The following is a 26,451-nucleotide window of genomic DNA, read 5'->3' on the forward strand; positions in this document are numbered from 1 at the left end:
TGCTTTTAGAGCATGCGTTCCAGGCCAACGCTGGTGGCAAACCAGGCATTGAAGCGCCGCCACCAGTTGCCCGGCTCGCGGGTCAGGGTGTGCATCTGGCCGTCATCCTCGGTCACCCACACCACGTTGCCATCCTGCAGTTTTGCCTCATAACTCAACGCTGGCGCCATGCCTTGCAGCGCCAGGTTGCGCACGTGTTCGGCCAGCTCCGAGCTGTCGACCAGTACGCCCACTTCGGTGTTCCACAGCACCGAGCGCGGGTCGAAGTTGAATGAGCCGATAAACGACTTTTCCCGATCAAAGATCATCGCCTTGCTGTGCAGGCTGGAGTCCGAGCCCCGGAAACTGCCGCGCCGGAACAGGTGCGGCCCGCTGCCGGCACTGGGGTCGCCGGGCTGGCGACGCAACTCATAGAGTTTCACGCCGTGTTCCAGCAACGCCTTGCGATAGGGCGCGTAGCCGCCGTGCACGGCCGGCACGTCGGTGGCTTCCAGCGAGTTGGTCAGCAGGCTCACCGACACGCCGGCGTCGGCGCGTCCGGTCAGGTACACCAGGCCCGGCTGGCCGGGCACGAAGTACGCCGAGATCATCATCAGCTCTTGCTTGACGCCCTCCAGCTCCGGCGCCAATTGAGTGGTCAGCAGCAGGCGCGGGTCCGGGTCGGCCTTGGCCAGGACCTTGCTCGGCGCGTCCCACAGCGCCTGGTTCCAGGCCCAGATCAGTTCGCGCCGCCAGATGTCCATGCGCGGTTGGGTCTGGTAGGTGCGCAAGCGGTTGTACAGCACGTGATTCTGCTGGCGTGACTCGGCCAGCGAGGCCTCCAGCCGCTTGCGCGCAACCGCCAGGTCGCCTTTGGTGGGCACGTTGGAGACAAACTCATCGATGGGTTTGCTCAGGGCGCTGTTCCAGTACTGATCGAAACTGTGGCCCAGTTGCTCGGCCACAGGTCCAACGCTGAGCATGTCGATGTCGGTGAAATTCAGGTTCGGCTCGGCGTCGAAGTACTCGTCCCCCAGATTGCGACCGCCCACGATGGCCACGCTGTTGTCCGCCAGCCATAGCTTGTTGTGCATGCGCCGGTGTTGCAGCGACAGGTTGAACAGGCGGCCCATGGCCCGGGTGACGCCGGTGCTGCGCCCCAGGTGCAGCGGGTTGAACAGGCGAATGTCGATTTTGGGATGGGCGGCGAGGGTGGCGATGATCTGATCGAGGCCATCGCTGGTGGTGTCATCCAGCAGAATGCGGATGCGCACGCCACGGTCGGCGGCCTTGAGCAGCTCATCCACCAGCATGCGCGTGCTGATGCCGTCGTGAACGATGTAGTACTGCAGGTCGAGGCTGCTCTGGGCATTGCGGATCAGCTCGGCGCGGGCCATGAACGCTTCGCTGCTGTTGGGCAGCAGCCGAAAGCCCGACTGACCCTGATGCGGCGCCGCCTGAGCCTGGATCGAGCGGCCGAATGACGATTGCGCGGCGGGCAGCGCGTCGCTGGGGATACGCGGTGCACTCGTGGTGGCGCAACCGCCCAGCGCCAGGGCGCCCAACAGGCAAAACGGTAAAAGCCGTCGAATCATCAAGGGCGTGGTTTCCAGATCAGGGCGGTTGTCGACATCTGACGGCGAGTTTACGGGAAAGGTCAGTGCGCCGCCTCGGCCAGCAGGGTGATCGCGGCGGCGCCGACCTTGCGCACGGCTTCTTCAATCTGCGGCGTCGGCCTGGCAGCGTAGTTCATGCGCAGGCAATTGCGGTACTTGCCCGACGCAGAAAAGATGCTGCCCACCGCTACCTGCACGCCTTGTTCGACGAGGACGCGGTTGAGCTTCAAGGTGTCGAAGCCCTCCGGCAACTCTATCCACAGCATGAAGCTGCCCTGCGGCCGGCTGGCGCGGGTGCCAGCGGGGAAATAGCGGCTGACCCAGTCGAGCATCAGGTCGCGCTGGCGCTGATATTGCGCGCGCATGCGCCGCACGTGCGGTTCGAAATACCCGCCCTTGAGAAATTCGGCAATCGCAATCTGCGGCTGGGTGGCGGTAGAACCTGTGCTGATGTATTTCATGTGCAGCACCCGCTCCAGGTAACGGCCCGGCGCCACCCAGCCAATACGCAGGCCCGGCGCCAGGGTTTTGGAGAACGAACTGCACAGCAGCACGCGACCGTCTTCGTCGAAGGACTTGATGGTGCGCGGGCGCGGGTAGCTGTAGGCCAGTTCGCCATATACGTCGTCTTCGATGATCGCGACGTCAAAGCGCTGGGCCAGGGTCAGCAGTGCGCGCTTGCGTGCCTCGGGCATGATGTAGCCCAGCGGGTTGTTGCAGTTTGGGGTCAGTTGAATGACTTTGATCGGCCACTGTTCCAGGGCCAGCTCAAGCGCTTCCAGGCTGATACCGGTGAGCGGGTCGGTGGGAATTTCCAGGGCTTTCATGCCCAGGCCCTTGAGGGTCTGCATGGCGCCGTGAAAGCTGGGCGAGTCCACCGCCACGATATCGCCGGGTTCGCAAATCGCGTGGATGCTGGCCGACAGCGCTTCGTGGCAGCCGGTGGTGATCACAATGTCGTCGGCGGTCAACTGGCAGCCGGAGTCCAGTGACAGCCGCGCAATTTGCTCACGCAGCTCCATACAGCCGAGGATCGTGTCGTAATACAGGCCCGGCAGGTCCTGGCGCCGACTCACGCGGGCGAGGCTGCGCAGCAGCGGTTTGAGGGTGGGCGACAATACATCCGGCATGCCGCGACCTAGCTGTATGACATCCTTGCGCGGCACTGTGCGGATCAGTTCCAGCACCTGATCCCACTGCGAGATCTCAACCGGCCGCTGCGCCGGGCGGCCCACTTCGGGCAGCGCCGGCAGCTCACGGCTCACCGGTACGAAGTAGCCCGACTTGGGCCTGGGCGTCGCCAGGCCGCTGTCTTCCAGCACGCGATAAGCCTGTTGCACGGTGCTCAGGCTGACGCCGTGCTCCACGCTCAAAGCCCGCACTGAAGGAAGACGGTCGCCGGGGCGGTAGAAGCCCTGTTCGATCCGAGTGCCGAGCAATTCGGCAAGATTGACGTAAAGCGTCATGACGGTCATTCCCTGGGACCAATACAGATAGGCGAAAAATACAGGATTCAGCCACAAATAGGCAGCGTCTGTATGGATTTAATAAAGCTGTGTTGGATCTGTATTGGTTTTGCCGCAACGCCCATGCTTGTCACTCAAGGCAGCGAGCCAACAAAGGGGCAGCAATATGAACGGGATCTGTGATGTGCGGCTGGCGCTACAGGGTCAGGAACTGGAAGCCGGGCAGCGGCGCGTGCGGTCGGCGCCTGCCCGCGAGCGCTGGGATTTGTTCTGGCTGCGTCGCCATACCCGCAAGGCCCTGCTGACGCTGACCCGCGAGCAATTGCGTGACATCGGCCTGACCGAAGAACAGGCGCGCGAGGAAGGACTCAAGCCGTTCTGGCGCGACTGATCACACCAGTTCTTTGAGACGATGCCAGAGCATGCCAAGGGCCAGCAGCGGTGAGCGCAAATGCTTGCCGCCGGGGAAGGTCATGTGCGGCACCTGGGCGAACAGGTCGAAGCGCCCCTGTTGCTGGCCGCTGATGGCTTCGGCCAGCAGCCTGCCGGCCAGGTGCGTGGCATTAAGGCCGTGCCCCGCGTAGGCCTGGGCGTAATACACATTGGGTTGGTCCGCCAGCCGGCCGATCTGCGGCAGACGGTTGGCGCCGATGCCAATCATGCCGCCCCATTGGTAGTCGATCTTCACGTTGGCCAGTTGCGGGAACACCTTCAGCATCTTGGGCCGCATGTAGGCACCGATATCCTGGGGATCACGCCCGGAATAGTGGCAGGCACCGCCGAACAGCAGGCGGCGGTCGGCAGACAGGCGGAAGTAATCCACTGTCACCCGTTGATCGCATACAGCCATGTTCTGCGGCAACAGCCTGGCAGCCTGCGCCTCGTCCAACGGTTCGGTGGCGATGATGTAGCTGCCGGCGGGCAGCACCTTGCCGCTCAAGTGCGGGTTGAGCCCGTTCAGGTAGGCGTTGCAGGCCAGCACCAGGGTCTTGGCGCGTACCTGGCCGTGGGCGGTGTGCACGGTGACCTCGGGGCCGTAGTCGATGCCCGTGACCTCGGATTGTTCGAACAGTCGCACCCCCAGTTGCTGCGCGGCGTTCGCTTCGCCCAGCGCCAGGTTCAACGGGTGCAGGTGGCCGGAACCCATGTCGATCATGCCGCCCACATAGCGCTCGGAGCCGATCACACTGCCCATCTCTGAGGCTTGCAGCAGGCGCACTTCGTGGCGATAGCCGAGGCTGCGCAGTTCTTCGGCGTCTTCGGCCAGGCCTTGCAGGTCGCGGGGCTTGTTGGCCAGGTCGCAATAGCCCCAGGTGAGATCGCAGGGGATCTGAAAGCGCTCGACGCGCTCACGCACGATTTCCACCGCTTCCAGACCCATGAGTTTCATCTGGCGCACGCCGTCGCTGCCGATCACATTGGCGAACTGGTCCAGGCCATGGCCGACGCCGCGAATCAGCTGACCGCCGTTGCGCCCGCTGGCGCCCCAGCCGATTTTGCGCGCTTCCAGCAACACCACGCTGAAGCCGCGCTCGGCCAGCTCCAGCGCCGTGTTGAGCCCCGAATAACCGCCGCCGATCACGCACACGTCGGCGCTCGCGTCGCCTGCAAGCGCCGGGTAATCGGGCTGCGGCACGCTGCTGGCGGCGTAGTAGGACGTGGTGTGCCGGGCGCTGGTGGTCATGGGAGCCTCCCTGTGTGGAAAATTTGACGCAGGATACAACGGTCGGGCGGAGCTGTCTGTGGGCGGCGTTTTGCGGCAGAATCCACGCCTGTTCGCCGTTTGGTATGGGTTTCGATGAGTTGCAACAGCCAGAAAATCAGCGCACTGCGCAAGCAGATTCCTTCGTTCGAGTGCGTCCCCGGCTGCCATGATTGCTGTGGGCCGGTGACCACCTCGCCCGAGGAAATGTCACGCCTGCCGCGCAAGACGGCTGCCGAACAGGACGCGGCAATGGATGAGCTGAACTGTGTGCACCTGGGCCCCAACGGCTGCACCGTGTATGACGAGCGCCCGCTGATTTGCAGGCTGTTTGGCACAACCAAAACCCTGCCTTGCCCCAATGGGCGGCGGCCGGTGGAGTTGATCCATCCACGGGTGGAAAAGCAGATTCACGCCTACATGGCCAGCACTCGCCAGGTGCTGGTCTAGCAATTGAATGCGCGCGGTTAGTCCGGAATCGGCAGGTTCAGGCTCTCCTTCACCTCTTCCATCACGATATAGCTCTTGGATTCGCGCACATGGGGCAGCTTGAGCAGGATGTCGCCGAGCAATTTGCGGTACGACGCCATCTCGGAAATCCGCGCTTTCACCAGGTAATCGAAGTCGCCTGACACCAGGTGGCACTCCAGCACATGGGGCAGTTTCAGCACCGCGCGGCGGAACTCCTCAAAGGTGTCGCCCGACTTGTAATCCAGGCTGATCTCGACAAATACCAGCAAACTCCCCTTCAAATGCTGCGGATTGAGCCGCGCGTTATAGCCCATGATGATCCCCTCCCGCTCCAGGCGCCGCACCCGCTCGGTACAGGGCGTGGTCGACAGCCCGACCTTTTCCCCCAGCTCCGTGAACGAAATACGCCCATCGGCTTGCAGGATGCGCAGGATATTGCGGTCGATCTTGTCCAGCTCCCGCTTGGTCTGGGTGTTGGTACGCATAGGGGATACGCCTCTGTGAAAAGGGTTTTTGCCGAGAATTGTCGCCAAATATAGGCACTTATATAGTGAAATGCACTGGAGATTCTTTTTTACACTGCGCCCATCATTGCTCCAATAACACACGTCAGCGGCTGAGCCCGCGATGAGGATAAAAAATGCGCGTTCTGGTTTTGGGTAGCGGCGTCATTGGTGTGACCAGTGCCTACTATTTGGCACGGGCCGGCTATGAGGTGGTTGTGGTCGACCGTCAGCCTGCCGCTGCCATGGAAACCAGCTTCGCCAACGCCGGCCAGGTGTCGCCAGGTTATGCCTCGCCATGGGCCGCGCCGGGTGTGCCGCTCAAGGCGATCAAGTGGTTGCTGCAACGCCACGCGCCGCTGGCGATCAAGGCCACTGCCGATATCGACCAATACCTGTGGATGGCGCAGATGCTGCGCAACTGCACGGCCAGCCGCTATGCGGTGAACAAGGAGCGCATGGTGCGCCTGTCCGAGTACAGCCGCGATTGCCTCGACGAATTGCGCGCCGAAACCGGCATTGCCTACGAAGGCCGCAGCCTGGGAACGACGCAGTTGTTCCGCACCCAGGCGCAGCTCGACGGCGCTGCCAAGGACATCGCCGTGCTGCAGGCGTCGGGTGTGCCGTTCGAGTTGCTCGACCGCGCCGGCATCGCCCGCGTTGAGCCGGCCCTGGCCAGTGTCACTGATATTCTTGCCGGCGCCCTGCGCCTGCCGAACGACCAGACCGGCGATTGCCAGCTGTTCACCACGCGCCTGGCTGACATGTGCAGGCAGTTGGGTGTGGAGTTCCGCTTCGAACAGGATATCCAGCGCCTCGACTGGGCCGGCGACCGCGTCAATGGCGTGTGGGTCGACGGCAAGCTGGAAACCGCCGACCGCTACGTACTGGCCTTGGGCAGTTACTCGCCCAAGCTGCTCAAACCGCTGGGCATCAAGGCGCCGGTGTACCCGCTCAAGGGTTACTCGTTGACCGTGCCGATCACCAACCCGGCGATGGCGCCAACGTCGACCATTCTCGACGAGACCTACAAGGTCGCGATCACCCGTTTCGACAACCGCATCCGCGTCGGCGGCATGGCCGAAATAGCCGGTTTTGACCTGTCGCTGAACCCGCGTCGACGCGAAACCCTGGAGATGATCGTCAACGACCTTTATCCTCAGGGCGGCGATCTGGCCCAGGCGAATTTCTGGACCGGCCTGCGCCCGACCACGCCGGATGGCACGCCGATTGTGGGTGCCACCCCGTTCAGGAACCTGTTCCTCAATACCGGCCATGGCACCCTCGGCTGGACCATGGCCTGTGGCTCCGGTCGCTTGCTGGCCGACCTGATCGCGCGTAAAACTCCGCAGATCAGCGCCGAAGGCCTCGATATTTCCCGTTACGGTAGTCACCAGGAGTCCGCAAAACATGTCCATCCAGCGCCAGCTCACCAATGAGCGCATGAGTCAGATTGTGGTCCACAGCGGCACTGTATATCTGGCGGGGCAGGTCGGCGACGACATGAGCGCCGGTATTGCGCAGCAGACCCGTGAAACCCTGGTCAACATCGAGCGTTTGCTGGACCTCGCCGGCACCGACAAAACCCGGTTGCTGTCGGTGACCATCTACCTCAAGGATATCGACGCTGATTTTGCCGGCATGAACGCGGTGTGGGACCAGTGGCTGCCCAAGGGTGTCGCCCCGGCTCGCGCCACGGTTGAGGCCAGGCTGTGCGAACCGGACATTCTGGTAGAGCTGTCCGTCGTGGCTGCGTTGCCATAACTACCGATCCAGCGCCGACGCGTTCAGTCGGCGCCGTTTTTTTTTCACCTTGCCGCCTACTGGATAGAAGCCCGCCGCCATGCGTCCTGCCCGTGCCCTCATTGATCTCCAGGCCCTGCGCCACAACTACCAATTGGCCCGTGAGGTTGCGGGAGCCAAGGCCCTTGCGGTGGTCAAGGCCGACGCCTATGGCCACGGCGCCGTGCGCGTGGCCCAGGCGCTGGAAGCCGAAGCCGACGGGTTTGCCGTGGCGTGCATCGAGGAAGCGCTGGAACTGCGAGCGGCCGGCATTCGTGCGCCGGTGCTGCTGCTGGAAGGGTTTTTCGAAGCCGACGAACTGCCGCTGATCATCGAGCATGATTTCTGGTGCGTGGTGCATTCGCTGTGGCAACTGGAGGCCATCGAACAGGCCCCCTTGAGCAAACCGCTGACCGTCTGGCTCAAGCTCGACTCGGGCATGCACCGCGTCGGCCTGCATCCCGAGGATTACCCGTCGGCTTATCAGCGCCTGCTGGCCAGTGGCAAGGCGGCGAAGATCGTACTCATGAGCCACTTCGCCCGTGCCGATGAACTCGACTGCGTGCGCAGTGATGAACAGGTGGCGGTGTTCGAGGCGGCGCGCCAGGGCTTGTCGGCCGAGGTCAGCCTGCGCAATTCACCGTCGGTGATGGGCTGGCCACAGGTGTCCAGCGACTGGGTACGCCCCGGCATCATGCTGTACGGCGCCACCCCGTTTGGCGAAGACCAGGCCATCGCCGCGCGCCTGCAGCCGGTGATGACCCTGGAGTCGAAGGTGATTTGCGTGCGTGAACTGCCGGCTGGCGAGCCGGTGGGTTACGGCGCCAGGTTCATCACGCCCAGGCCGATGCGCGTCGGCGTGGTTGCCATGGGTTACGCCGATGGCTACCCGCGCCATGCACCTACCGGCACGCCGGTGCTGGTGGCGGGCCAGCGCAGCCAGTTGTTGGGGCGTGTGTCCATGGACATGCTGTGCGTCGATCTCACGGATATCCCGCACGCCGGCCTCGGTTCCACCGTGGAGCTATGGGGCAAACACATTCTTGCCAGTGACGTAGCCGCTGCCGCCGAGACCATCCCCTATCAGATCTTCTGCAATCTGCGCCGCGTGCCAAGGCTCTATTGCGGCGCTTGATCGCAAGCGAGCGAGACGGCCGTCCGGGATTCAGGCCCAAGTGTTGTAAATACTGAACGCTGTCGCCATGATAACGCTCAACTACAACAAAGCCTGAATCCCAGGAGGCACCAGCATTGGACGTCGGCGAACGACTGCAATCCATCCGTAAACTCAAAGGTCTTTCCCAGCGTGAGCTTGCCAAGCGCGCGGGTGTCACCAATAGCACCATTTCGATGATCGAAAAAAACAGCGTCAGCCCCTCGATCAGCTCCTTGCGCAAGGTGCTGGGCGGCATCCCCATGTCCATGGTTGAGTTCTTTTCCGAGGAGATTCTCCAGGAAGTCCCCACGCAGATCGTCTACAAGGCCCACGAGCTGATCGACATTTCCGACGGCGCCGTCACCATGAAGCTGGTCGGCCGGGCGCACCCCAGCCGGGCGATTGCGTTTCTCAACGAGATCTACCCGCCGGGCGCCGACACGGGCGAAGAAATGCTCACCCACGAAGGCGAAGAAACCGGGATCCTGGTGGAAGGGCGTCTGGAGTTGGTGGTCGGTCTTGAAACGTTTGTGCTCGAAGCGGGCGATAGCTACTACTTCGAGAGCAGCAGACCTCATCGTTTTCGCAACCCGTTCGACGTGCCGGCGCGACTGATCAGCGCAGCCACCCCCGCGAATTTTTAAGCAACGAGGCGCGCTGCCTGCGAAACCCTGGCCGCAGGCGTGAACAGCCACCATGAGGGTGAACGCGTGAACCGGATCAGCAGAATGCTGGCTGCACCAGCCACTTTATTGGCCCTGTGGGCGTTCAGCGCCCAGGCGGCAACCGACGACGACATTGCCAAGCGCCTGGAGCCTGTAGGACAGGTGTGCGTTCAGGGTAAGGCCTGCACAGGCACGGACGTTGCCGTAACTGCGGGCGGCGCCAGTGCGAGAACGCCGGATGAGGTGATCGCCCAGCATTGCACCGCATGTCACAGCGTCGGCCTGTTGAACGCGCCGAAAATTGGCGATGCGGCAGACTGGGGTAAACGCGCCCAGGAGCAGGGAGGTCTTGATGGCTTGCTTGCCAAAGCCATCACCGGTATCAATGCCATGCCGCCCAAGGGCACCTGCGGGGATTGCTCGGATGACGAACTCAAGGGCGCCATCGAGAAAATGTCTGGGCTGAAATAGTCCGATCTTTGTCAAAAAGCCGCTGCCCCGCGGCTTTTTTGTGGGCGTCATTTTTGTTTCGACGCTGTTCATTGCAGCAAAGACCCGGCAATCTCGGTCCAACCCCACATCATGGAATGTCAGGAGGGTCGGATGGTGCAGTTGTGTTCAATCGAGCAAGCAGTTGACGACGTACTGGCGCGGTTGCCGGCGCATATCCACCTGGGCATCCCCCTGGGTCTGGGCAAACCCAATCAGTTCGTCAATGCGCTTTACCGGCGCATCGCCACGCTGCCGGACCGCGCCTTGACTGTCTACACCGCACTTAGCCTGGGTCGCCCGACGATGGGCGACGGCTTGCAGAAACGCTTCCTCGAACCCTTCATCGAGCGCGTGTTTGGCGATTACCCCGAGCTGGATTTCCTCGCTGACCTGAACAAGGACAGCCTGCCGAAGAACATCCGTGTGCAGCAGTTTTTCATGCAGCCCGGCAGCCTGCTGCACAGTGCGGCCGCGCAGCAGGATTACGTCAGCAGCAACTACAGCCACGCGGCGCGCGATATCAACGCCGCCGGGCTGAACCTGGTGGCGCAACTGGTCGCCAGCAGCCCTGAGCATCCCGACCGCCTGAGCCTGAGCTGCAACCCGGATATTTCCCTCGACCTGTTGCCAATGATCGCCAAGCGCCGCGAAGCCGGGGAAACCATTCTCGTCGTCGGCCAAGTGCACAGCGATTTGCCCTACATGCCCGGCGATGCCGAGCTGGGCATGGACGCCTTCGATTACCTGCTCGACGAGAAAGACAACACCACGCTGTTCTCCACGCCCAATATGCCGGTGGGCTTCCAGGACCACTTTATCGGCGTGCATGCCAGCACCCTGGTGCGCGATGGCGGCACCCTGCAGATCGGCATCGGCTCCATGGGCGACGCATTGACCGCCGCCTTGCTCGCGCGCCAGGCCGATAACGAGGCCTACCGTCTGCTGCTTACCGACCTGAATGTGTACCAGTGGGCGCGCCTGATCAGCCGTGAAGGCGGTGTCGATCCCTTCGTCCGTGGCCTCTACGGCTGCAGCGAAATGTTCGTCAACGGCCTGCTGGTGCTGGCGGATGCCGGAATCATACGGCGCAAGGTCTACCCGGATGTGGCGACTCAGGAGCAGGCCAACGCCGGCCTGCTCGATGATGCAGCGCAACCCGACGGCGTGTCGGTTCACGGCGGCTTCTTCCTGGGGCCCCGCAGTTTTTACCAGCGCCTGCAGGAAATGACGCACGCCAAGCGCCTTGAATTCAACATGACGCGCATCAGCTACATCAACGAACTGTATGGCCAGGAAGAACTCAAGCGCTTGCAACGCCTGGATGCGCGGTTCATCAACAGCGCGATCATGGTGACCCTGCTCGGCGCCGGCGTGGCTGACCAGCTTGAAGATGGCCGGGTACTCAGCGGCGTCGGCGGGCAGTACAACTTCGTCGCCCAAGGGCATGCGCTGGAAGGTGCACGCTCGATCCTGATCCTGCGCAGCTGGCGCGAGTCGGCGGGGGAGGTCAGCTCCAATATCGTCTGGGAATATGGCCACTGCACCATTCCTCGGCACCTGCGCGATATCGTCATCACCGAGTACGGTATCGCCGACCTGCGGGGTCAGACCGATGCCCAGGTGATCGAGGCGCTGCTCAATATCACCGACTCACGGTTCCAGGGTGACCTGATCGAGCGCGCGCAAAAGGCCGGCAAGTTGCCCAGGGATTTCCAGCTGGATCCGCGCTTTCGTGACAACACGCCGGAGCGCTTGAAAGCGATTCAGGCACGGCATGGCCGGTTGTTCCCTGAGTACCCGCTGGGCACGGATTTTACCGACGAAGAACGGGATCTGTTGCGCGCGCTGAATTGGCTCAAGAGCAAATTCAAGCTGACGGAGATTCTTGAGTTGGGCCGTGCGGCGCTGGATGCGCCGGAGCCGGAGGCCTTTCCCAGGCACCTGGAGCGGATGCGCCTGAACAAGCCCGAGGGGTTAAAAGAAGACCTGTATCAGCGCCTGCTGCTCGCGGGCCTCCAGGCCACGGCACACTGAAAGACTCACACAAAACCAAATGTGCGAGGGGGCTTGCTCCCGATGGCGGTGTATCAGTCGTACATCCGGCGACTGACACCCTGCTATCGGGAGCAAGCCCCCTCCCACTTTTTAGAGCGGTGTTGGCTCAGATGAACGTGACGACACCACCGGCCAGGGATTTCACCCGCGCCAGCGATTCAACCCGATAACCCTGCGCATCGAGTTCCGCACGGCCGCCCTGGAACGACTTCTCGATCACGATGCCCAGCCCGGCAACGGTCGCGCCGGCCTGCTTGATGATCGAGATCAGTGCCTGGGAGGCCTTGCCATTGGCCAAAAAGTCATCGATCACCAGTACGCGGTCGCTGCTGGTCAAGTGGCGCGGCGAAATGGCCACGGTGCTTTCGGTCTTCTTGGTGAAGGAATACACGGTCGCCGACAGCAGATTTTCAGTCAGGGTCAGGGACTGCTGCTTGCGGGCGAAAATCACCGGCACGCCGAGGTTCAGGCCGGTCATGATCGCCGGCGCGATGCCCGAGGCTTCGATGGTGACGATCTTGGTAATGCCCGAATCCTTGAACAGCGCGGCGAACTCGTCGCCGATCAGTTTCATCAGCGCCGGATCGATCTGGTGGTTCAAGAAGGCGTCGACCTTGAGAACCTGATCGGAAAGCACGATGCCTTCTTCGCGAATTTTCTTGTGCAGTGCTTCCACGGAAAGCTTCCTCTAATGGCGCGGTCTGCGCCGAAAGTAGATTAAAAAGTAGTCGATTCTAGCGCTTTAACATCGCGCGTATGTCGGCCAGGGCAGTGTTGCCGCGAACGGCCTTGACCTCGGTCGGGGTGTCGTCGTTGCCTTCCCAGGCCAGATCGTCCGGCGGCAGTTCGTCCAGGAACCGGCTGGGGGCGCAATCGATGATTTCGCCGTATTGCTTGCGCTTGGCGGCAAAGGTGAAGGCCAGCGTCTGACGTGCGCGGGTAATGCCCACATAGGCCAGTCGGCGTTCTTCCTCAATGGTGTCGGCTTCGATGCTGGAACGGTGCGGGAGAATTTCCTCCTCCATGCCCATGATGAACACATAGGGAAATTCCAGGCCTTTGGAGGCATGCAAGGTCATCATCTGCACGCCTTCGGCGCCGTCTTCCTCTTCCTGCTGGCGCTCGAGCATGTCGCGCAGCACCAGCTTGCCGATGGCGTCCTCTACGGTCATTTCGCCGTCTTCGTCTTTTTCCAGGGTGTTCTTCAGCGCGTCGATCAGGAACCAGACGTTGCCCATGCGGTAATCCGCGGCCTTGTCGCTGGAGCTGTTGGTACGCAGCCAGTTCTCGTAATCAATGTCCATGACCATGCTGCGCAGGGCGCTGATCGGGTCTTCGCCGGCGCATTGTTCACGCACCTTGTCCATGAAGCGCTTGAAGCGCGCCAGGCGATCGGTGAAGCGCGTGTCCAGGTGCTCGCCCAGGCCGATTTCATCGGTGGCGGCGTACATCGAGATCTTGCGTTCGGTGGCGTAGTTACCGAGCTTTTCCAGCGTAGTCGAGCCAATTTCCCGGCGTGGGACGTTGATCACGCGCAGGAAGGCATTGTCGTCATCGGAGTTCACGATCAGCCGGAAGTAGGCCATCAGGTCTTTGACTTCCTGGCGCCCGAAGAAGCTGTTGCCGCCCGACAGGCGATAGGGAATCTGATGGTGCTGCAGCTTCAACTCGATCAGTTTGGCCTGGTAGTTGCCGCGATACAGGATGGCGAAATCGCTGTAGGGCCGGTCGGTCCGCAGGTGCAGCGTGAGCAGTTCAACCGCCACGCGCTCGGCTTCGGCGTCTTCGTTGCGGCAGCGGATCACGCGGATCTCGTCGCCATGGCCCATCTCGCTCCACAGCTGTTTTTCAAACGCGTGAGGGTTGTTGGAGATCAGCACGTTGGCGCACCGCAGGATGCGGCTGGTGGAGCGGTAGTTCTGCTCCAGCATGACGACTTTCAACGACGGGTAGTCGTCCTTGAGCAGCATCAGGTTTTCCGGGCGGGCGCCGCGCCAGGCGTAGATCGACTGGTCATCGTCGCCGACCACGGTGAACTGGTTGCGCGTGCCGATCAGCAGCTTCACCAGCAAGTACTGGCTGGCGTTGGTGTCCTGGTATTCGTCCACCAGCAGGTAGCGCACCTTGTTCTGCCACTTTTCGAGGATGTCCTTGTGTTCCTGGAACAGCTTTACCGGCAGCAGGATCAAGTCGTCGAAGTCCACCGCGTTGAACGCCTTGAGCGTGCGCTGGTAGTGGGTGTAGACGATGGCGGCGGTCTGCTCCTTGGGATTGCGCGCCGCTTCCAGCGCCTCGGCAGGCAGGATCAGGTCGTTTTTCCACGACCCGATCATGTTCTTGATCTCGTCGACGCCGTCGTCGCCCGCGTATTCCTTCTGCATGATGTCGGTCATCAGCGACTTGACGTCGGTCTCGTCGAAGATCGAAAAGCCCGGCTTGTAGCCCAGCCGCGCATGCTCCTTGCGGATGATGTTCAGCCCCAGGTTGTGGAACGTACACACGGTGAGCCCACGGCCTTCGCCACCCTTGAGCAGGGTGCCGACGCGCTCTTTCATTTCCCGCGCCGCCTTGTTGGTAAAGGTCATGGCGACGATGTACTGGGCACGGATGCCGCAGTTCTGGATCAGGTGCGCGATCTTGCGGGTGATCACGCTGGTCTTGCCGGAGCCCGCGCCGGCGAGCACCAATAGAGGGCCGCCGACGTAGTTCACGGCTTCTTGCTGCCGGGGATTGAGTCGGGACATACAGAATTCGGGGAGTCGTTGTTCAAAAGGGCGGGCATTTTAACAGGCTGGCAAGATTCTGCTGCTCTGGATCGACGGTGTGACGTACCACTCGATCTAAATTTGCCGGTTTTGTTACTTTGCCGCAGGATGTGACGCGTTTTCAGGACTTTTTCTGACAACTTGCGTATTTGATAACCCCTATCATTGGTGATTATCAGGCCGCACGTCATAATGCCCGCCGCCAACGAAATTTTGCAGAGTCTAGGGAGCTAGCTTGGCTACGCCTGTCGAACCCTTGCGTTTGCTGCTGCTGTCCGATGCGCCTGAGTGGGCAGCCTTGTTGCGCGAGTGCCTGGCGCCGATGGGCGACGCAGCTGTGTTGATCAGCGCGCCCAACTGGGACTCGGTGAGCCGTCTGTTCGATGACGACCACAGCGCCGTGTTGTTGACCACCCCCGGCCTGCAACCCGGGCCAGGCCGCTGCAGCCTGCCGTGCGTATTGCTGCTGGAGCAGGAGCCGCTGGTTTCACCGCTGGGGGTCAGTGACTGGCTGGTGCGTGATGCACTGGACGCCGGCACGGTGCGCCGTTGCCTGCGTCATGTGCGTGAACGTGGCGTGCTCGAACACACGCTGCAGCGTCTGGCCGAGCAGGACCCGCTCACCGGGATCGCCAACCGCCAGGGCTTCCAGACCCTGCTGGCGGCGCGGCTGGCCGACAATGAAGGACGCGGCCTGGCGCTCGGTCACCTGGACCTCGACAACTTCCGCCATGCCAACGACGCCCTCGGCCATCAGGCCGGCGATCGGCTGATCCTGCAAGTGGTCTCACGGCTCAAGAGCCAACTCGAAGCCGGCGACCAGTTGGCACGCTTGGGCAGCGACGAATTCGCCCTGTTGATCGACACCCGCCGCGCCCCTCAGCGCGCCGAATGGATGGCCGAGCGCATCACCGAGGTCATGGCCGAGCCTTACTGGGTAGACGGTGAAAGCCTGCTGATCGGCTGCAGCCTGGGCGTGGCCCATGCCCGCGCGCGCGCTGGCGCCGACCCGTTGATGTGGCATGCGCACATCGCCATGCAGCAAGCCAAGAGCACCCAGGGCTGCACCTTTCATATCTTCAACGAGCGCATCAACCGCAATGCGCGCAGCCTTGCCGACCTCGAAAGCGAACTGCGCCGCGCCTTGCGCCGTGACGAGCTGGAACTGCATTACCAGCCGCGCCTGGACCTGGGCGACGGCCGTATCGTCGGCCTCGAAGCCCTGGTGCGCTGGCGCCACGGCGAGCGCGGGCTGCTGGCGCCCAGCGAATTCGTGCCCCTGGCCGAACAGAGCGGCCTGATCGTGCCGCTGGGTTACTGGGTGATCTCCCGCGCCCTGCGCGACATGCAGGACCTGCGCGAACGCGGCCTGCCGCCGCTGCACATGGCGGTCAACCTGTCGTTTCGCCAGTTCCAGGACAGCCAGTTGCTGTCCACCCTCAGTCGGCTGATCACCGAGCGTGGCGTGGAAGCGCAATGGCTGGAGTTCGAGCTGACCGAAACCGCCGTGATGCGCCGCAGCGACCTGGTCAAGCAGACCATGGACGCCCTCGGCCGCCTCGGCGTGCGGTTTTCCCTGGACGACTTTGGCACTGGCTTTTCGTCGTTCGTGCACCTCAACAGCCTGCCGATTGCCTTGCTGAAGGTCGACAAGAGCTTTGTCGGCGGCATGGAGGAGCGCGAAGAGAACCGCAAGCTGGTCCACGCCATGATCAACCTGGCCCACAACCTCAACCTGGAAGTGGTGGCCGAAGGCGTGGAAACGCCGGAGCAACTGGCGTTGCTGCGCCTGTTCGGCTGCGACCAGGCCCAGGGCTACCTGATCAGCAAGCCGTTGCCGTTGCCGGAGTTGGTGCAGTATTTGACTCACGGCAAGGGCCAGCAGGCGCAACTGGGCTGACGTGCAAACCCCATAAACGGTGGGAGAGAGCAAGCCGCTTCCCACCGTTTTAACCAGGCAGTGCCGCCTGCCGAATCATCCGCTTTATCTTCGCTTCAAACGCCCAGGTCAGGCTCACCGCCGCACACGCCAATCCCAGCGCCAGCCCCCACCACACCCCTGTCGGCCCCCAGCCAAAGGTGAACGCCATCAACCACGCCGACGGCGCGCCGATCAGCCAGTAGCAACCGAGCCCCACCAGAAAGGTGGTCTTGGCGTCCTTGAGCCCACGGATGCAGCCCATGGCGATGGTTTGCACACCGTCGAACAGTTCGAACCAGGCCGCCACGGCCAGCAGGCTGACGGCCAGTACGATCACATCGTGGAACGCCGGGTCGTTGTGGTCGAGAAACAGACCAATCAGCGGGTCGGAATACAGCCACAAAACCCCGGCAAACCCCAGCATCACCACGCCGCCAAAGCCCATGCCTACGCGCCCGGCCGTACGCACCTTCAGCAATTGCCCGGCGCCGTAGTGCTGGCCGATGCGCATGGTCACCGCGTAGGACATACCCGCCGGGACCATGAACGCCACCGAGACGATCTGCAGGGCAATCTGATGCGCCGCCAACTGCGTGCTGCCCATGGTGCCCATGCACAGCGCCGCAAAGGCGAACAGCCCGACCTCCACCGCATAGGTGCCGCCAATCGGCAGGCCCAGGCGCCATAGCTCGCGCAGGTAATGGGTATTGAGGCGCAGCAGGCCGGTGCTCAGCGGGTAGGCGGCATAGACTCGGTTGCTGCGGATGTACGCCATCAGGGCCAGCGCCATGCCATTGGCGACAATGGCAGTCACCAGGCCGATGCCCATCAGGCCGAGCTTGGGCAGGCCGAACATGCCTTCGATCAATGCATGGTTGAGCAGGTAGTTGACCACCGTGCCGCCCAGGCTGATCACCATCACGGGCGTCGCCTTGCCGATGGCGCTGGTGAAGCCGCGCAAGGCCATGAAGCTCAGGTAGCCGGGCAGGGCGAACGGCAGCAGGGTCAGGAACTGCCCCGCCGAATGCACGTTGGTTTCGGTCTGGCCGAACATCAGCAGCACCGGCTTGAGGTTCCACAACAGCAAGGCCGCCGCCAGAGCCATCAACCAGGCGAGCCACAGCCCGGCCTGGGTCAGGCGGGTGGCGCCTTCGATATCCCCTGCACCATGACGAATGGCGACCAGCGTGCCCACCGCCGCAATCACGCCGATGCAGAAAATCGCCACGAACGAATAAGTCGCCGCGCCCAGGCCACCACCGGCCAGGGCTTCCGGGCTCAGGCGGGCCATCATCAAGGTGTCGGTCAGCACCATCAGCATGTGCGCCAGCTGTGAGGCGATCAACGGCCCTGACAGCCGCAGAATGGCCCAGAGTTCGGTACGTGCCGCAGGCTGCATGATCATCACACTCGAAAAGGCGGAAGGATGGCGAAGGGGGATTCTCGGTGCTTTGCGCGCAATTGTAAAAAGAGATGAATGCAATCGTTTGCGTAATGCCCCCTTGATTCTCTCAAGTATTGGCAAACCCCGCCGAAGTAGGTGTGTCGGACCTTCACCCCGACGTTTCCCACTAGATAATTTGCCGAGCATCGCTATGAGATCAGGATGATCCTGGCCTCGGTCAGGAGCTGTCATGTCTCAACCTCGCGCCCGGATTGCCTCACAGTTAGGTCTCGCATTGGCCGTGATTCTGGCTGTCGCCATCGGCGGCAGTACCGTTTTCGCCTTGCGTTCTCTCGACTCCGCCAACCTTGCCACCCGCGAGGAGCATCTGGCCAGCGAGGCGCGATTACTCGCCGATCAGCTCAATACCTTCCACAGCACCCTGCGCGAGAGCACGCAGCGCCTCACCGGCCTGTTTGAACAGCGCTTCAGCGCCGGGTTGAGCGTGCGCGCCGATCAGATGATCGCCGTGGGCGGCGTGCAGACCCCGAGCCTGTTGCTGGGCAGCGATGTGCTCAACAACAACTTCACGGAAGTGGATGAGTTCAAGCAGATGTCCGGCGGTGTGGCCACGGTGTTCGTGCGCAGCGGCGACGACTTCATCCGCGTCAGCACCTCCCTGACCAAGCAGGACGGCAGCCGCGCCATCGGCACCGTGCTGGACCGCCAGGGCCCGGCCTATCAGCGCGTGCTCAATGGCCAGGTCTATATCGGCCGCGCCGTGTTGTTCGACCGCTCCTACATGACTCAGTACAGCCCGGTGCGCGACAGCAGCGGCAAGGTCATCGCCGTGCTGTTCATCGGCTTTGACTACACCGATGCGCAGGCCGCGCAGTTCGAAAACCTCAAGCGCTTCCGCATCGGCCAGACCGGTTCCCTGGCCTTGCTCGACGAACAGAAGCACTGGCTGGTGCCGCCCGCTGGCGTGCAGGCGCCGGATCAAGCCGTGCCGGTGATGCTGGACCTGGCGAAAAAGCCTGGCGCAGGCCGCTTCTGGAGTGACAAAAACGAAGATTTCTACAGCGTGTCGGTGCCCTTCGAGGGCGGCCCCTGGGCCGTGGTGGCGAGCATGCCGAAAGCCGAAATTCGTGCCGTGACCTGGGAAGTCGGCATGCGGCTGGTGATCGGCAGTGTGCTGGCGATGTTGCTGGCGGTGGGCGCAATCGTGTGGCTGTTGCGCAGCAAGCTGGCGCCGCTGAGCGACCTGGTGCGTCAGGCTGAAGCCTTGGGTGCGGGCGATTTGAGCGCACGCCTCAACGTCTCCAGCCATGACGAGATCGGCCAGTTGGCGCGCAGCTTCAACCAGATGGGCGAAGCGCTGTCGACCATGGTGTCGCAGATCCGCAAGGCGGCCGAAGAGGTCAACAGCCGTGCCCAGGCGTTGTCCGGGTTGTCGGGCAGTGCCTATGAAGGCATGGAGCAGCAGTCGGGTGAGATCACCAGCATGGCCGGCGCGGTGGAGGAGTTCAGCGCCACCTCCCTGAACATCGCCGACAACATGGGCAACACCGAGCGTCTCGCCCAGGAAAACGCCCAGCAAACCCGCATCGGCCGTACCTCGATGCAAGAGGCGTCGTCGTCTCTGGAACATATCGCCACCGCCCTGAACAGCACCGCCACGGTGATCAATACCCTCGGCCAGCGCTCCGAGGAAATCGGCGGCATTGTCGGTGTGATCACCGCCATCGCCGAACAGACCAACCTGCTGGCGCTCAACGCGGCCATCGAAGCTGCCCGCGCCGGTGAGCAAGGCCGTGGCTTCGCCGTGGTCGCCGACGAGGTGCGCAACCTGGCCTCGCGCACCCGCCAGGCCACCGATGAAATTTCCGTGATGATCCAGAGCATCCAGCAGGAAACCGGTAACGCCATCAGCACCATGGAACAAGGCAATGTCCTGATGCAGGAAGGCCTGTCGCGCAACGCCGACGTGGCCTCGGCCCTGGCGCGTATCGACGAGCAAAGCCGCTCGGCCGGTCAGCAGTTTGCCGCCATCACCACGGCTACCCAAGAGCAGAGCAGCACTGCGACGCTGCTCAGCAGCAACCTGCAGAGCATTGCGATGGCCAACAGCGAGCAGCGCGAAGTGGTGTCGAACCTGGCGATTACCGCCAAGGAGCTGGAGACGTTGGCGGCAGGCTTGCGCCATGAAGTGGACCGGTTCCGCTGAGCCGAAGGCGAGCGGTTATTTGCAATTCGCGCTGCTGGAGACTTCCTTGGTCGCCAGCTTCATGGCCTTGGCCAACTCGGTAGCATTGTTGCTGGCGTAGGTGCGTCCGCCGGTATTTTCAGCGATGCAACGCGAGGCGCCGCCAGCCCCGATGTTCACTACATTGACCCGCAGCCGCGGTTGCTGTTGGGCGATCTGACGTGACACAGCACAGGCGTCCTGATCGCAGCCGTCTTCCCCGTCGATGAACATCACGATCATCGCGTCACGGTTGCGCCCGTCCACGGTGCCGGCGGCTTTTTGCAGGCTGGCGGCCAAGGGCGTGCCATCGTTGCCCACCAGCCCGCGAATGCCTGCCATGAGGCGTGGACGCTGATCAAAACGAAACACGCCGTGATCCGGCGTGGCGTTGCAACCGGCGAAGGTAATCAGGCGGATATCGATTTTCGAATCCAGCGCCTTGATCGTGGCATTGAGCGAGTCGGCGGCCACCTCCATGCGGTTGGGCGATTGAAAGATCTGCTGCACACGGTTTGGGTTGCGGTAACGGTTGGCGGGGTCGCCGAAGAACCAGTCTTCGTCAGCCTTCGCGGCGTTGATGTTGAGCATCATGGAGCCTGAGGTGTCGAGCACCACCACAAACTGCGGCGTTTCTACTGCGGGTGCGTCCTTGCGGCAGGCGTAATTGTCCAGCGAGGGCGGTGGCGCAGGCTTGGCCACGGGCACGGGTTTCGGCTTGGGGGGCGGTGCCTGCACGGGTTCTGGTACCCGCGCAGGTTCCGGCTCCGGGACCACCACAGGCTCGGGTTCGGGGGCGGGCTCAGGTGCCGGCGCGACCACGGGCGCAGGGGTGACGATGGGCGCTTGCGCCACTGGCTCGACCACTGGCAACGGGCGCCAGAACCACCACGCCCATAGTGCAAGCAACAACAGTAATAACAGCAGTAAACCGAGCAGCAGCGCAGCCAGGCGCCAGCCTTTGCTGGTGGCGACGGCAGCAGCGACCGGGGCGACCGCGGCGGGCGCTATCACTGGCGGCGGCAGCACTTTGGCCGGCCGTGGTGTGTTCCAGCGAATCACCAAAGGCTCGCCATTGAGGCTGTAGAGGTCGGTCAGTGTGGGTTCGCCAATCAGCGATTCCAGCTCATGGGCGGCGCCTTGCTGGTCGCGTTTTTTCAACTCATCGGCGAGCTGGCTGAGGGCGTCCTGACGTTGCTGATAGGTTTGCAGCAGACGTTGCTGGCTGTCCTTGTCCAGGTCGGCGTAAGGCGTCGGCTGGCCGCCAAGTTCCGTCCACCACTCGAGGACGCCGTCGGCGCCGGTGCGCGGAATCGCAAACAGGCTCGCAGTCACCGGCGGAAGGTGTTTCTGGATCAGCGCAACCTTGTTCTGCAGTGCACTTGTTCCGTCCAGAACGGCTTGCGCGTCCCTGATGACCCGTTGCATGAAGGCAATTCCTGAAAATGAAGCAGGCACCCGTCAGAGGCCTGCAAAGTGGCAGAGGCCCGGTTTTACTCTTCGTAGCCGAGGCTGAACTGCAGTTGGTTGACCTTTTTCTGCAAGGTTTTCAACTGTTCCTGCTTGGCCGCCAACTGCTGGGGCGTGGCTGAACCGCCGGACGCCTGGGCCTGGTTGGCCTTCAACTGCTGCTCAAGGCTGGCGACCTGCTTTTGCACGTCGCCCTGATTGGCGCGGCGTTTTTTCAGGGTGCCGAGCAATTGCGCCAGGGACTGGTTCAACTGCGCCTGGGACTGCTGCTGGGTCGCGAGGTCGCGGCGGGTGTTAGCCTGCTGCGCGGCGATATTTTCGTAGACCTGATGGAAAATCGCGTTCTCTTCGCGCGAGGCGGTCAGGGCAGCTTCTTTCTGCTTGACCTGATCGCTGTAGCCACCCGAATAGTCGCAATTCATTTTGGTCAGCATGCTGCTGTCACGGTTGCCGGCATCGCAGCTGCCGGGCGGTGTCGCACAACCGGCGAGGGCCAGAATGGCCGCCAGCCCGAGTGAGTGTTTAAACGTAATCATGGTGAAGTTCTCAGCCCAGGGTGATTGCGGAGCGCTGGTTGTAAAGACCGTCGACTTCTTTTTGCAGCGCGGCGACTTTCTGGTTCATTTTCGCGATGCTTGCGTCGACCTGCTTGATCTCTACGCCGGCGCCGTCCTGGCGCTCCCGTTGAGCAACCTTGGCGTACTCGGTGGCCTTGTTGCGCATATTGGTCAGGTCCTTGCGCATGATCGCGATATTGTTGTCGATCTCGGCCAGGTCGGTTTTGGCCTTTTCGGCATTGAGCTTCTTGCTGGCCATGGCCTGCTTGATCTGGGCAATGCGCACCTGATCATCGTTGATCACTTGTTGTGCGGTCGCGGTACGCGCAATGACGTTCTGGGTGTCCTGCTGCACTTCGCTGTTCATCTTGCTCAAGCGCTGGCCAGTATCGGCGTATTCGCTGCGGCGCTGGTCCAGGTAATAGTTGGCGCCCATGGCCACGCCGCACGCGGTGATACCGGCCGCCACGGCGCATACCGCCTTGTTGCTGCTGTTGGACAACGCGCAAGTGAGGATGCCAACACCCGCGCCCACGGCGCACGCCTGGTAGCCGGACTTGCTGAAGAACTGCGCGTCATTGCCCTGGGTCAGGCGGGGGTCGGTCTTGCCGGTATCGAGCATCGAACTGCCGGTACTCGCACAACCGCCCAGCAACAGGCTGCCCGTGAGGATGACGGCGACCTGTAGCTTGAAACGAGTCCATACGCTGCGTGACATGGTGTTGCTCCTGATGACGGGGTGGGTCATTTGTTATTGAGTGACGGTTATTGAGTCACAGACTTGCAGCTTTTCAACCAGGCTTCAGTGTCGATCTTCTGTTTTTGCAGGAAGGTCTTCTGATTGGCCCAGTGGGTGCGCAGGTAAGGCTTGAGGTCCTGCAGTTGTTTGTTGCGCGAGATGATTTCTTCCATCACCGGTACTTGAGCTTCGAGCAGTGGCTGGCCGTACAGCGTGCCGGACTCCACCAGGCTGCTGGCGTAGTAGCGGCTGAGCTTGTGCAGTCGGTCTTTCTGCTCGTCGAGCTTGCCTTTGCGCATGTCGCAGCTGGGATCTTTCTCGGCGGCTTCGCAATTGAGCGCGTAGTTCTTTTGCAGAAAGTCCACGTACTGGCCGTCATCAAGCATCTTGGTACATAGAAAGGCGCCAAGGTTGAGGCTGGCGCGAATCGCCTGGTCGCGAGTCTCTTCCTGCTGCTGGTTGCTGGCGCGTAGCTGGTTTTCCAGGGCCTGAAGCTTTTCCTTGAGGGCTTTGTCTTCGACGCCCGAGGCCAATGTGCTCAACGCCTGTGCGGTACCCGGTGCCGCAGATGCCTGCGCGGTGCTGCCGGAGCCGAGTTTCTTCCAACTGCTTTCGATGCTGGCAACACGTTCACGGGAGGTCAGGGTGGGAGATACCAGCGCCAGACGCACTCCGGTGGTTTTGTTTTTTACCTGGCCTTCAGCGTTGTAATACGACTCTTCCTTGCGCTGGGCGGTGCGCATGTCGGCCTGTGCCGTCAGGTAGTTACCGCCGCGCACCACATAGCCGCCCGCCTGGCCGTGCTGGCGGTCAAGTTTGTTCAGGCGAAACGGTTCGAACATCATTTCACTGGCGTTGCCGAGCATGTCGTGGAGGCCCAGCGGGTTGGGCTTTTGCAGGCCAGCCAGTTGCAGCTTGCCGTTGGATGACTGCGCCCCGGCAAACCACTCATAGGCGTTCAGCCCTTCCGGCATCGGGTAGTGGCTGTCGCGAAACTCGGCGGTGCCGACTTCCAGCCCACCGCGAGCCGCGAACTCCCATTCAGTCTCGGTAGGCAGGCGCAGAAAGCCCTGCGCGCCGTCTTCTTTGGGCAACGAGTCGGCAGCGTTTTTACGCAGCCACAGGTTGTATTTATCGGCCGCTTCGACGGCCTGTACCCAACTGATCGAGACCTGCGGCAGGCGCATTTTGGTCGCCGCGGTGGGGCAGGTCGCGTCGGTGAGCGCGGCATATTGCAGCTCGCTCATTTCGTACTTGGCCAGCAGGTAATAGCGCGACTTGTCGCCCTTGGCCGCCGTGAAACTGCCGGCAATGAACGCCGGACGCGTCTGCTCGACGTAGCCGTATTCGGCGCCGTCCTGGCCGATGTTGATCGGGTAATCATCCAGCGGCCCGGCAAGAGGAATGAACACCTTGCGAAACACCATCGAGCCTTCGCACGGCATCGGCAGCACCACGTCGTTGTCCGCGGGCATCGGGTTGTAATATTTCTCGTCCCAGCCCGCCGCTGATACTTCGAGCGCGCAGCCCAGGCTCAAGGGCAATAGCCAGGCACACCGTTTATAGCTCACGCAGACTCTCCGCAGGTTCGATACTGATCGCACGCACGGCGCCGATAACGGCCACCAGTCCCGCGACCAAAAAGGTCAACAGCAGGGCCGCAAGGCCATGCCCAATAGTGATATGGCAGACAAACGTATCGGTCGCCTGGCTGCTGCCCAGCAAGTGGTCGAACAGTCGGCTGCCGATCAGATAGAACAACAACCCGCCGAGATAACCCGCCAGGCTAAGCAACAAGGCTTGCAGCACCACAAAGCCGGCCACCGCCGGACGGTTGAAGCCCAGCAGGCGCAACACCGCAAGGCTTTTGCGCTTGCGGTCGATATTGGCCAGGAACGCACCGACCATCGACGCCACGCAGCCAATCAACGCCGCCATGGCGATCACGCTGAAAATCAGGCCGAGCACGTGATTGATGGCCTTGACGTTATTGATGTCGGCCAGCCGGCTCGACGTCTCGATGCGTTGCTCGTTCAGCCAGCGCTCAAGCGGCGCGACCTGATCGATATCGCGGGCATATACCCTGGCGCGGGCATAAACGGGTTGCAGATCGCCCAGGGGTTTGCCGGTGTCTACGCCAAAGGCGCTGACCTGATAGCCGTCACGAAAATATTCCAGGCTCAGTAGCAAAGGCGGCGCGACAAAACCTGCGGCGCGCCCGAAGCGCGCACCGTCCAATACCGCCAGCACCGTAAGGTTCAGCTCACCGCGCTCGTTACGCCCCTCAAGGCGGCGCTCGGCACGCAGGCGTACGCTGTCGCCGGCTTTCACCTGCAGGCGCTGTGCGGCGCGTTCGCTGAGAATGACTTGCTGGCCAGTGGGTGTCAGCGTGCCCAGGCCCAGTTGTGGGTCACCCGCTTCAGTGGGAAGGATCTCGGCACCTTCGACAAACCGCTGCATGCCCACAAACAGATCGGCCTGGGTGTTCAGCGTGCGGGTCTGGCCAATCGCAAAACCGGTTTGCGGGCGCTGGCGCAAGGCGCTGATCCAGGCACTGTCATAGTTGCCGCTGCTGAGCATTTTGATTTCGAGGTTGCGCGGGTCCCGCAGCAGATCGTCCTGCAACTGGCTGACCACGCCATGTTTGAGGCCGAACAGCAGCAGCAACGGCGCGATCACCGCCACCAGCGAGGCGGCAATGCACAGCGACACTTTACGGTCGTGCCAGAGGTCTTCGAGCGCGAGCTTGCCGAGCAGGTGCAGCCGGTCAATCCATCGGTTCAAACCGTGTCTCTCCCTGACGGCTCACCGCGCCCAGGCGTGGCAAGCCAAAATCTTTCAGCAGCGCCCAGTCATGGGACACCACCAGCGCGCTCAAACCCAGGTTCGCCACCAGGCTCAGCAGCAGTTCAAACAAACGCCGGGCACTGTGTGGGTCCAGTGCAGCGGTGGGCTCGTCGGCCAGTAACAGCTGCGGCTCATGGGCAATGGCGCGTACGCAGGCGACCCGTTGCCGCTCGCCGATTGATAACGCTTGAGGGCGTTTGTCGAGCAGCGCATTGAGGCGCAGCACCTCGACCGCATGGTCGATGTGCGCACTGTGCAGCGGCATGCCGAGCATACGGCGTGGCAGGTTGATGTTGTCGCGCACGCTGAGAAATGGCAGTAAGCCGCCGCTCTGCAAGATGAACCCCAAGTGCCGCGAGCGCACGGTGGCCAGTGCTGGTTGATCATTGTTGGCCAGCAACTGCGCGATATCCTGAGGATGCCCGCCCTCTGCACTGGGGCTCAGCAAAAAACGCCCGAGTTCCACCGGCGCCAGCAGCAGGCCCAGCGCTTCCAGCAAGGTGCTCTTGCCGCAGCCGCTTTCGCCGGTAATCGCAAGGATTTGCCCGGCGCTTACCAGCAGGCGCGGCAGGCGCACCTGATGCGCCTGTGCTCCGTCGCCACGGCGCACCAGCAGGTTATCGATATCAAGAATGG

23 protein-coding genes are annotated in these 26,451 nt (G+C 62.4%); 10 read left to right on the forward strand and 13 right to left on the reverse strand.

Annotated elements, in window-relative coordinates; all coding sequences use genetic code 11:
* Nucleotides 1-5 precede the first annotated feature (5 nt).
* A complete protein-coding gene (locus tag ACXX81_RS23170) occupies nucleotides 6-1,574 on the reverse strand; it encodes a phospholipase D family protein (RefSeq protein WP_458572460.1) in 1,569 nt (522 codons plus the stop codon).
* Nucleotides 1,575-1,636: 62 nt separating this feature from the next.
* A complete protein-coding gene (locus ACXX81_RS23175) occupies nucleotides 1,637-3,061 on the reverse strand; it encodes an aminotransferase-like domain-containing protein (protein WP_209986426.1) in 1,425 nt (474 codons plus the stop codon).
* Nucleotides 3,062-3,227: 166 nt separating this feature from the next.
* On the opposite strand from ACXX81_RS23175, the gene ACXX81_RS23180 reads away from it, so the two are divergent.
* On the forward strand, nucleotides 3,228-3,452 hold the full coding sequence (locus ACXX81_RS23180) for a DUF1127 domain-containing protein (protein ID WP_209986423.1): 225 nt from the start codon (nucleotides 3,228-3,230) through the stop codon (nucleotides 3,450-3,452).
* Here the strand turns inward: ACXX81_RS23180 and ACXX81_RS23185 are convergent, their stop codons facing one another.
* Entirely contained in the window at nucleotides 3,453-4,745 is a 1,293-nt protein-coding gene (locus ACXX81_RS23185) for an NAD(P)/FAD-dependent oxidoreductase (protein WP_209986418.1), read from the reverse strand.
* A 114-nt stretch (nucleotides 4,746-4,859) separates the two neighbouring features.
* Between ACXX81_RS23185 and ACXX81_RS23190 the strand changes: the two genes are divergently transcribed.
* Nucleotides 4,860-5,213 (forward strand): YkgJ family cysteine cluster protein, encoded by a 354-nt coding sequence (locus ACXX81_RS23190; protein ID WP_209986414.1) that lies wholly within the window; start codon nucleotides 4,860-4,862, stop codon nucleotides 5,211-5,213.
* Between the two features lie 17 nt (nucleotides 5,214-5,230).
* Here the strand turns inward: ACXX81_RS23190 and ACXX81_RS23195 are convergent, their stop codons facing one another.
* On the reverse strand, nucleotides 5,231-5,719 hold the full coding sequence (locus ACXX81_RS23195) for an Lrp/AsnC ligand binding domain-containing protein (protein ID WP_003206849.1): 489 nt from the start codon (nucleotides 5,717-5,719) through the stop codon (nucleotides 5,231-5,233).
* A gap of 155 nt (nucleotides 5,720-5,874) precedes the next feature.
* Between ACXX81_RS23195 and dadA the strand changes: the two genes are divergently transcribed.
* The 6 genes from dadA (at nucleotide 5,875) to ACXX81_RS23225 (ending at nucleotide 11,866) form a co-directional block, all read left to right on the forward strand.
* Nucleotides 5,875-7,176, forward strand: coding sequence for a D-amino acid dehydrogenase (gene dadA / locus ACXX81_RS23200; RefSeq protein WP_231422313.1), 1,302 nt, complete (start codon nucleotides 5,875-5,877; stop codon nucleotides 7,174-7,176).
* On the forward strand, nucleotides 7,148-7,501 hold the full coding sequence (locus tag ACXX81_RS23205; protein WP_458572461.1) for a RidA family protein: 354 nt from the start codon (nucleotides 7,148-7,150) through the stop codon (nucleotides 7,499-7,501). The genes dadA and ACXX81_RS23205 overlap by 29 nt, the downstream gene beginning before the upstream one ends.
* Nucleotides 7,502-7,580: 79 nt before the next feature.
* On the forward strand, nucleotides 7,581-8,654 hold the full coding sequence (alr, locus tag ACXX81_RS23210) for an alanine racemase (protein ID WP_231422315.1): 1,074 nt from the start codon (nucleotides 7,581-7,583) through the stop codon (nucleotides 8,652-8,654).
* Between the two features lie 116 nt (nucleotides 8,655-8,770).
* On the forward strand, nucleotides 8,771-9,319 hold the full coding sequence (locus ACXX81_RS23215) for a cupin domain-containing protein (RefSeq protein ID WP_209986400.1): 549 nt from the start codon (nucleotides 8,771-8,773) through the stop codon (nucleotides 9,317-9,319).
* Between the two features lie 66 nt (nucleotides 9,320-9,385).
* Nucleotides 9,386-9,811 (forward strand): c-type cytochrome, encoded by a 426-nt coding sequence (locus tag ACXX81_RS23220; RefSeq protein WP_458572462.1) that lies wholly within the window; start codon nucleotides 9,386-9,388, stop codon nucleotides 9,809-9,811.
* A gap of 132 nt (nucleotides 9,812-9,943) precedes the next feature.
* Complete coding sequence (locus tag ACXX81_RS23225) at nucleotides 9,944-11,866, forward strand: acetyl-CoA hydrolase/transferase C-terminal domain-containing protein (protein ID WP_322212175.1); 1,923 nt, start codon at nucleotides 9,944-9,946, stop codon at nucleotides 11,864-11,866.
* Between the two features lie 127 nt (nucleotides 11,867-11,993).
* On the opposite strand, the gene ACXX81_RS23230 is transcribed toward ACXX81_RS23225, so the two are convergent.
* Both ACXX81_RS23230 and rep read right to left on the reverse strand, forming a co-directional pair.
* Nucleotides 11,994-12,563, reverse strand: a complete 570-nt coding sequence (locus tag ACXX81_RS23230; protein ID WP_003176890.1) for a xanthine phosphoribosyltransferase — start codon at nucleotides 12,561-12,563, stop codon at nucleotides 11,994-11,996.
* Between the two features lie 58 nt (nucleotides 12,564-12,621).
* Nucleotides 12,622-14,631: a DNA helicase Rep gene (gene rep, locus ACXX81_RS23235; RefSeq protein WP_458572463.1), complete on the reverse strand. Its 2,010-nt coding sequence runs from the start codon at nucleotides 14,629-14,631 to the stop codon at nucleotides 12,622-12,624.
* Nucleotides 14,632-14,887: 256 nt separating this feature from the next.
* Between rep and ACXX81_RS23240 the strand changes: the two genes are divergently transcribed.
* On the forward strand, nucleotides 14,888-16,552 hold the full coding sequence (locus ACXX81_RS23240) for a putative bifunctional diguanylate cyclase/phosphodiesterase (RefSeq protein WP_209986389.1): 1,665 nt from the start codon (nucleotides 14,888-14,890) through the stop codon (nucleotides 16,550-16,552).
* A 49-nt stretch (nucleotides 16,553-16,601) separates the two neighbouring features.
* Here ACXX81_RS23240 and ACXX81_RS23245 read toward each other — a convergent pair whose 3' ends face one another.
* The gene (locus ACXX81_RS23245; protein WP_231422318.1) at nucleotides 16,602-17,978 is read right to left on the reverse strand and encodes a NorM family multidrug efflux MATE transporter; all 1,377 of its coding nucleotides are present in this window, start codon (nucleotides 17,976-17,978) and stop codon (nucleotides 16,602-16,604) included.
* A gap of 229 nt (nucleotides 17,979-18,207) precedes the next feature.
* Between ACXX81_RS23245 and ACXX81_RS23250 the strand changes: the two genes are divergently transcribed.
* Nucleotides 18,208-20,184 carry a methyl-accepting chemotaxis protein gene (locus ACXX81_RS23250; protein WP_231422319.1) on the forward strand — a complete coding sequence of 659 codons (1,977 nt, stop codon included), beginning with the start codon at nucleotides 18,208-18,210 and terminating at the stop codon, nucleotides 20,182-20,184.
* A gap of 15 nt (nucleotides 20,185-20,199) precedes the next feature.
* Here the strand turns inward: ACXX81_RS23250 and ACXX81_RS23255 are convergent, their stop codons facing one another.
* From ACXX81_RS23255 to ACXX81_RS23280, 6 genes are all read right to left on the reverse strand, one after another.
* Entirely contained in the window at nucleotides 20,200-21,630 is a 1,431-nt protein-coding gene (locus ACXX81_RS23255; protein WP_458572464.1) for a VWA domain-containing protein, read from the reverse strand.
* Between the two features lie 65 nt (nucleotides 21,631-21,695).
* Nucleotides 21,696-22,208 (reverse strand): hypothetical protein, encoded by a 513-nt coding sequence (locus tag ACXX81_RS23260; RefSeq protein WP_458572465.1) that lies wholly within the window; start codon nucleotides 22,206-22,208, stop codon nucleotides 21,696-21,698.
* Nucleotides 22,209-22,218: 10 nt separating this feature from the next.
* Nucleotides 22,219-22,947 carry a hypothetical protein gene (locus ACXX81_RS23265; RefSeq protein WP_458572466.1) on the reverse strand — a complete coding sequence of 243 codons (729 nt, stop codon included), beginning with the start codon at nucleotides 22,945-22,947 and terminating at the stop codon, nucleotides 22,219-22,221.
* Nucleotides 22,948-22,994: 47 nt separating this feature from the next.
* Nucleotides 22,995-24,539, reverse strand: a complete 1,545-nt coding sequence (locus ACXX81_RS23270; protein WP_458572467.1) for an SUMF1/EgtB/PvdO family nonheme iron enzyme — start codon at nucleotides 24,537-24,539, stop codon at nucleotides 22,995-22,997.
* Nucleotides 24,529-25,752, reverse strand: a complete 1,224-nt coding sequence (locus ACXX81_RS23275) for an ABC transporter permease (protein WP_209986350.1) — start codon at nucleotides 25,750-25,752, stop codon at nucleotides 24,529-24,531. The genes ACXX81_RS23270 and ACXX81_RS23275 overlap by 11 nt, the downstream gene beginning before the upstream one ends.
* The gene (locus ACXX81_RS23280; protein WP_209990574.1) at nucleotides 25,736-26,449 is read right to left on the reverse strand and encodes an ABC transporter ATP-binding protein; all 714 of its coding nucleotides are present in this window, start codon (nucleotides 26,447-26,449) and stop codon (nucleotides 25,736-25,738) included. Before ACXX81_RS23280 ends, ACXX81_RS23275 begins: the two co-directional genes overlap by 17 nt.
* Between the last annotated feature and the right edge of the window lie 2 nt (nucleotides 26,450-26,451).

This window comes from Pseudomonas sp. GNP013, assembly GCF_054343995.1.

Coding starts and splice junctions, on each gene's coding strand:
- ACXX81_RS23170 (WP_458572460.1), bottom strand. CDS start 1,574: ATGATTCGACGGCTTTTACCGTTTTGCCTGTTGGGCGCCCTGGCGCTG.
- ACXX81_RS23255 (WP_458572464.1), bottom strand. CDS start 21,630: ATGCAACGGGTCATCAGGGACGCGCAAGCCGTTCTGGACGGAACAAGT.
- ACXX81_RS23190 (WP_209986414.1), top strand. CDS start 4,860: ATGAGTTGCAACAGCCAGAAAATCAGCGCACTGCGCAAGCAGATTCCT.
- ACXX81_RS23260 (WP_458572465.1), bottom strand. CDS start 22,208: ATGATTACGTTTAAACACTCACTCGGGCTGGCGGCCATTCTGGCCCTC.
- alr (WP_231422315.1), top strand. CDS start 7,581: ATGCGTCCTGCCCGTGCCCTCATTGATCTCCAGGCCCTGCGCCACAAC.
- ACXX81_RS23245 (WP_231422318.1), bottom strand. CDS start 17,978: ATGATCATGCAGCCTGCGGCACGTACCGAACTCTGGGCCATTCTGCGG.
- ACXX81_RS23250 (WP_231422319.1), top strand. CDS start 18,208: ATGTCTCAACCTCGCGCCCGGATTGCCTCACAGTTAGGTCTCGCATTG.
- ACXX81_RS23205 (WP_458572461.1), top strand. CDS start 7,148: ATGTCCATCCAGCGCCAGCTCACCAATGAGCGCATGAGTCAGATTGTG.
- ACXX81_RS23195 (WP_003206849.1), bottom strand. CDS start 5,719: ATGCGTACCAACACCCAGACCAAGCGGGAGCTGGACAAGATCGACCGC.
- ACXX81_RS23185 (WP_209986418.1), bottom strand. CDS start 4,745: ATGACCACCAGCGCCCGGCACACCACGTCCTACTACGCCGCCAGCAGC.
- ACXX81_RS23225 (WP_322212175.1), top strand. CDS start 9,944: ATGGTGCAGTTGTGTTCAATCGAGCAAGCAGTTGACGACGTACTGGCG.
- rep (WP_458572463.1), bottom strand. CDS start 14,631: ATGTCCCGACTCAATCCCCGGCAGCAAGAAGCCGTGAACTACGTCGGC.
- dadA (WP_231422313.1), top strand. CDS start 5,875: ATGCGCGTTCTGGTTTTGGGTAGCGGCGTCATTGGTGTGACCAGTGCC.
- ACXX81_RS23265 (WP_458572466.1), bottom strand. CDS start 22,947: ATGTCACGCAGCGTATGGACTCGTTTCAAGCTACAGGTCGCCGTCATC.
- ACXX81_RS23180 (WP_209986423.1), top strand. CDS start 3,228: ATGAACGGGATCTGTGATGTGCGGCTGGCGCTACAGGGTCAGGAACTG.
- ACXX81_RS23175 (WP_209986426.1), bottom strand. CDS start 3,061: ATGACGCTTTACGTCAATCTTGCCGAATTGCTCGGCACTCGGATCGAA.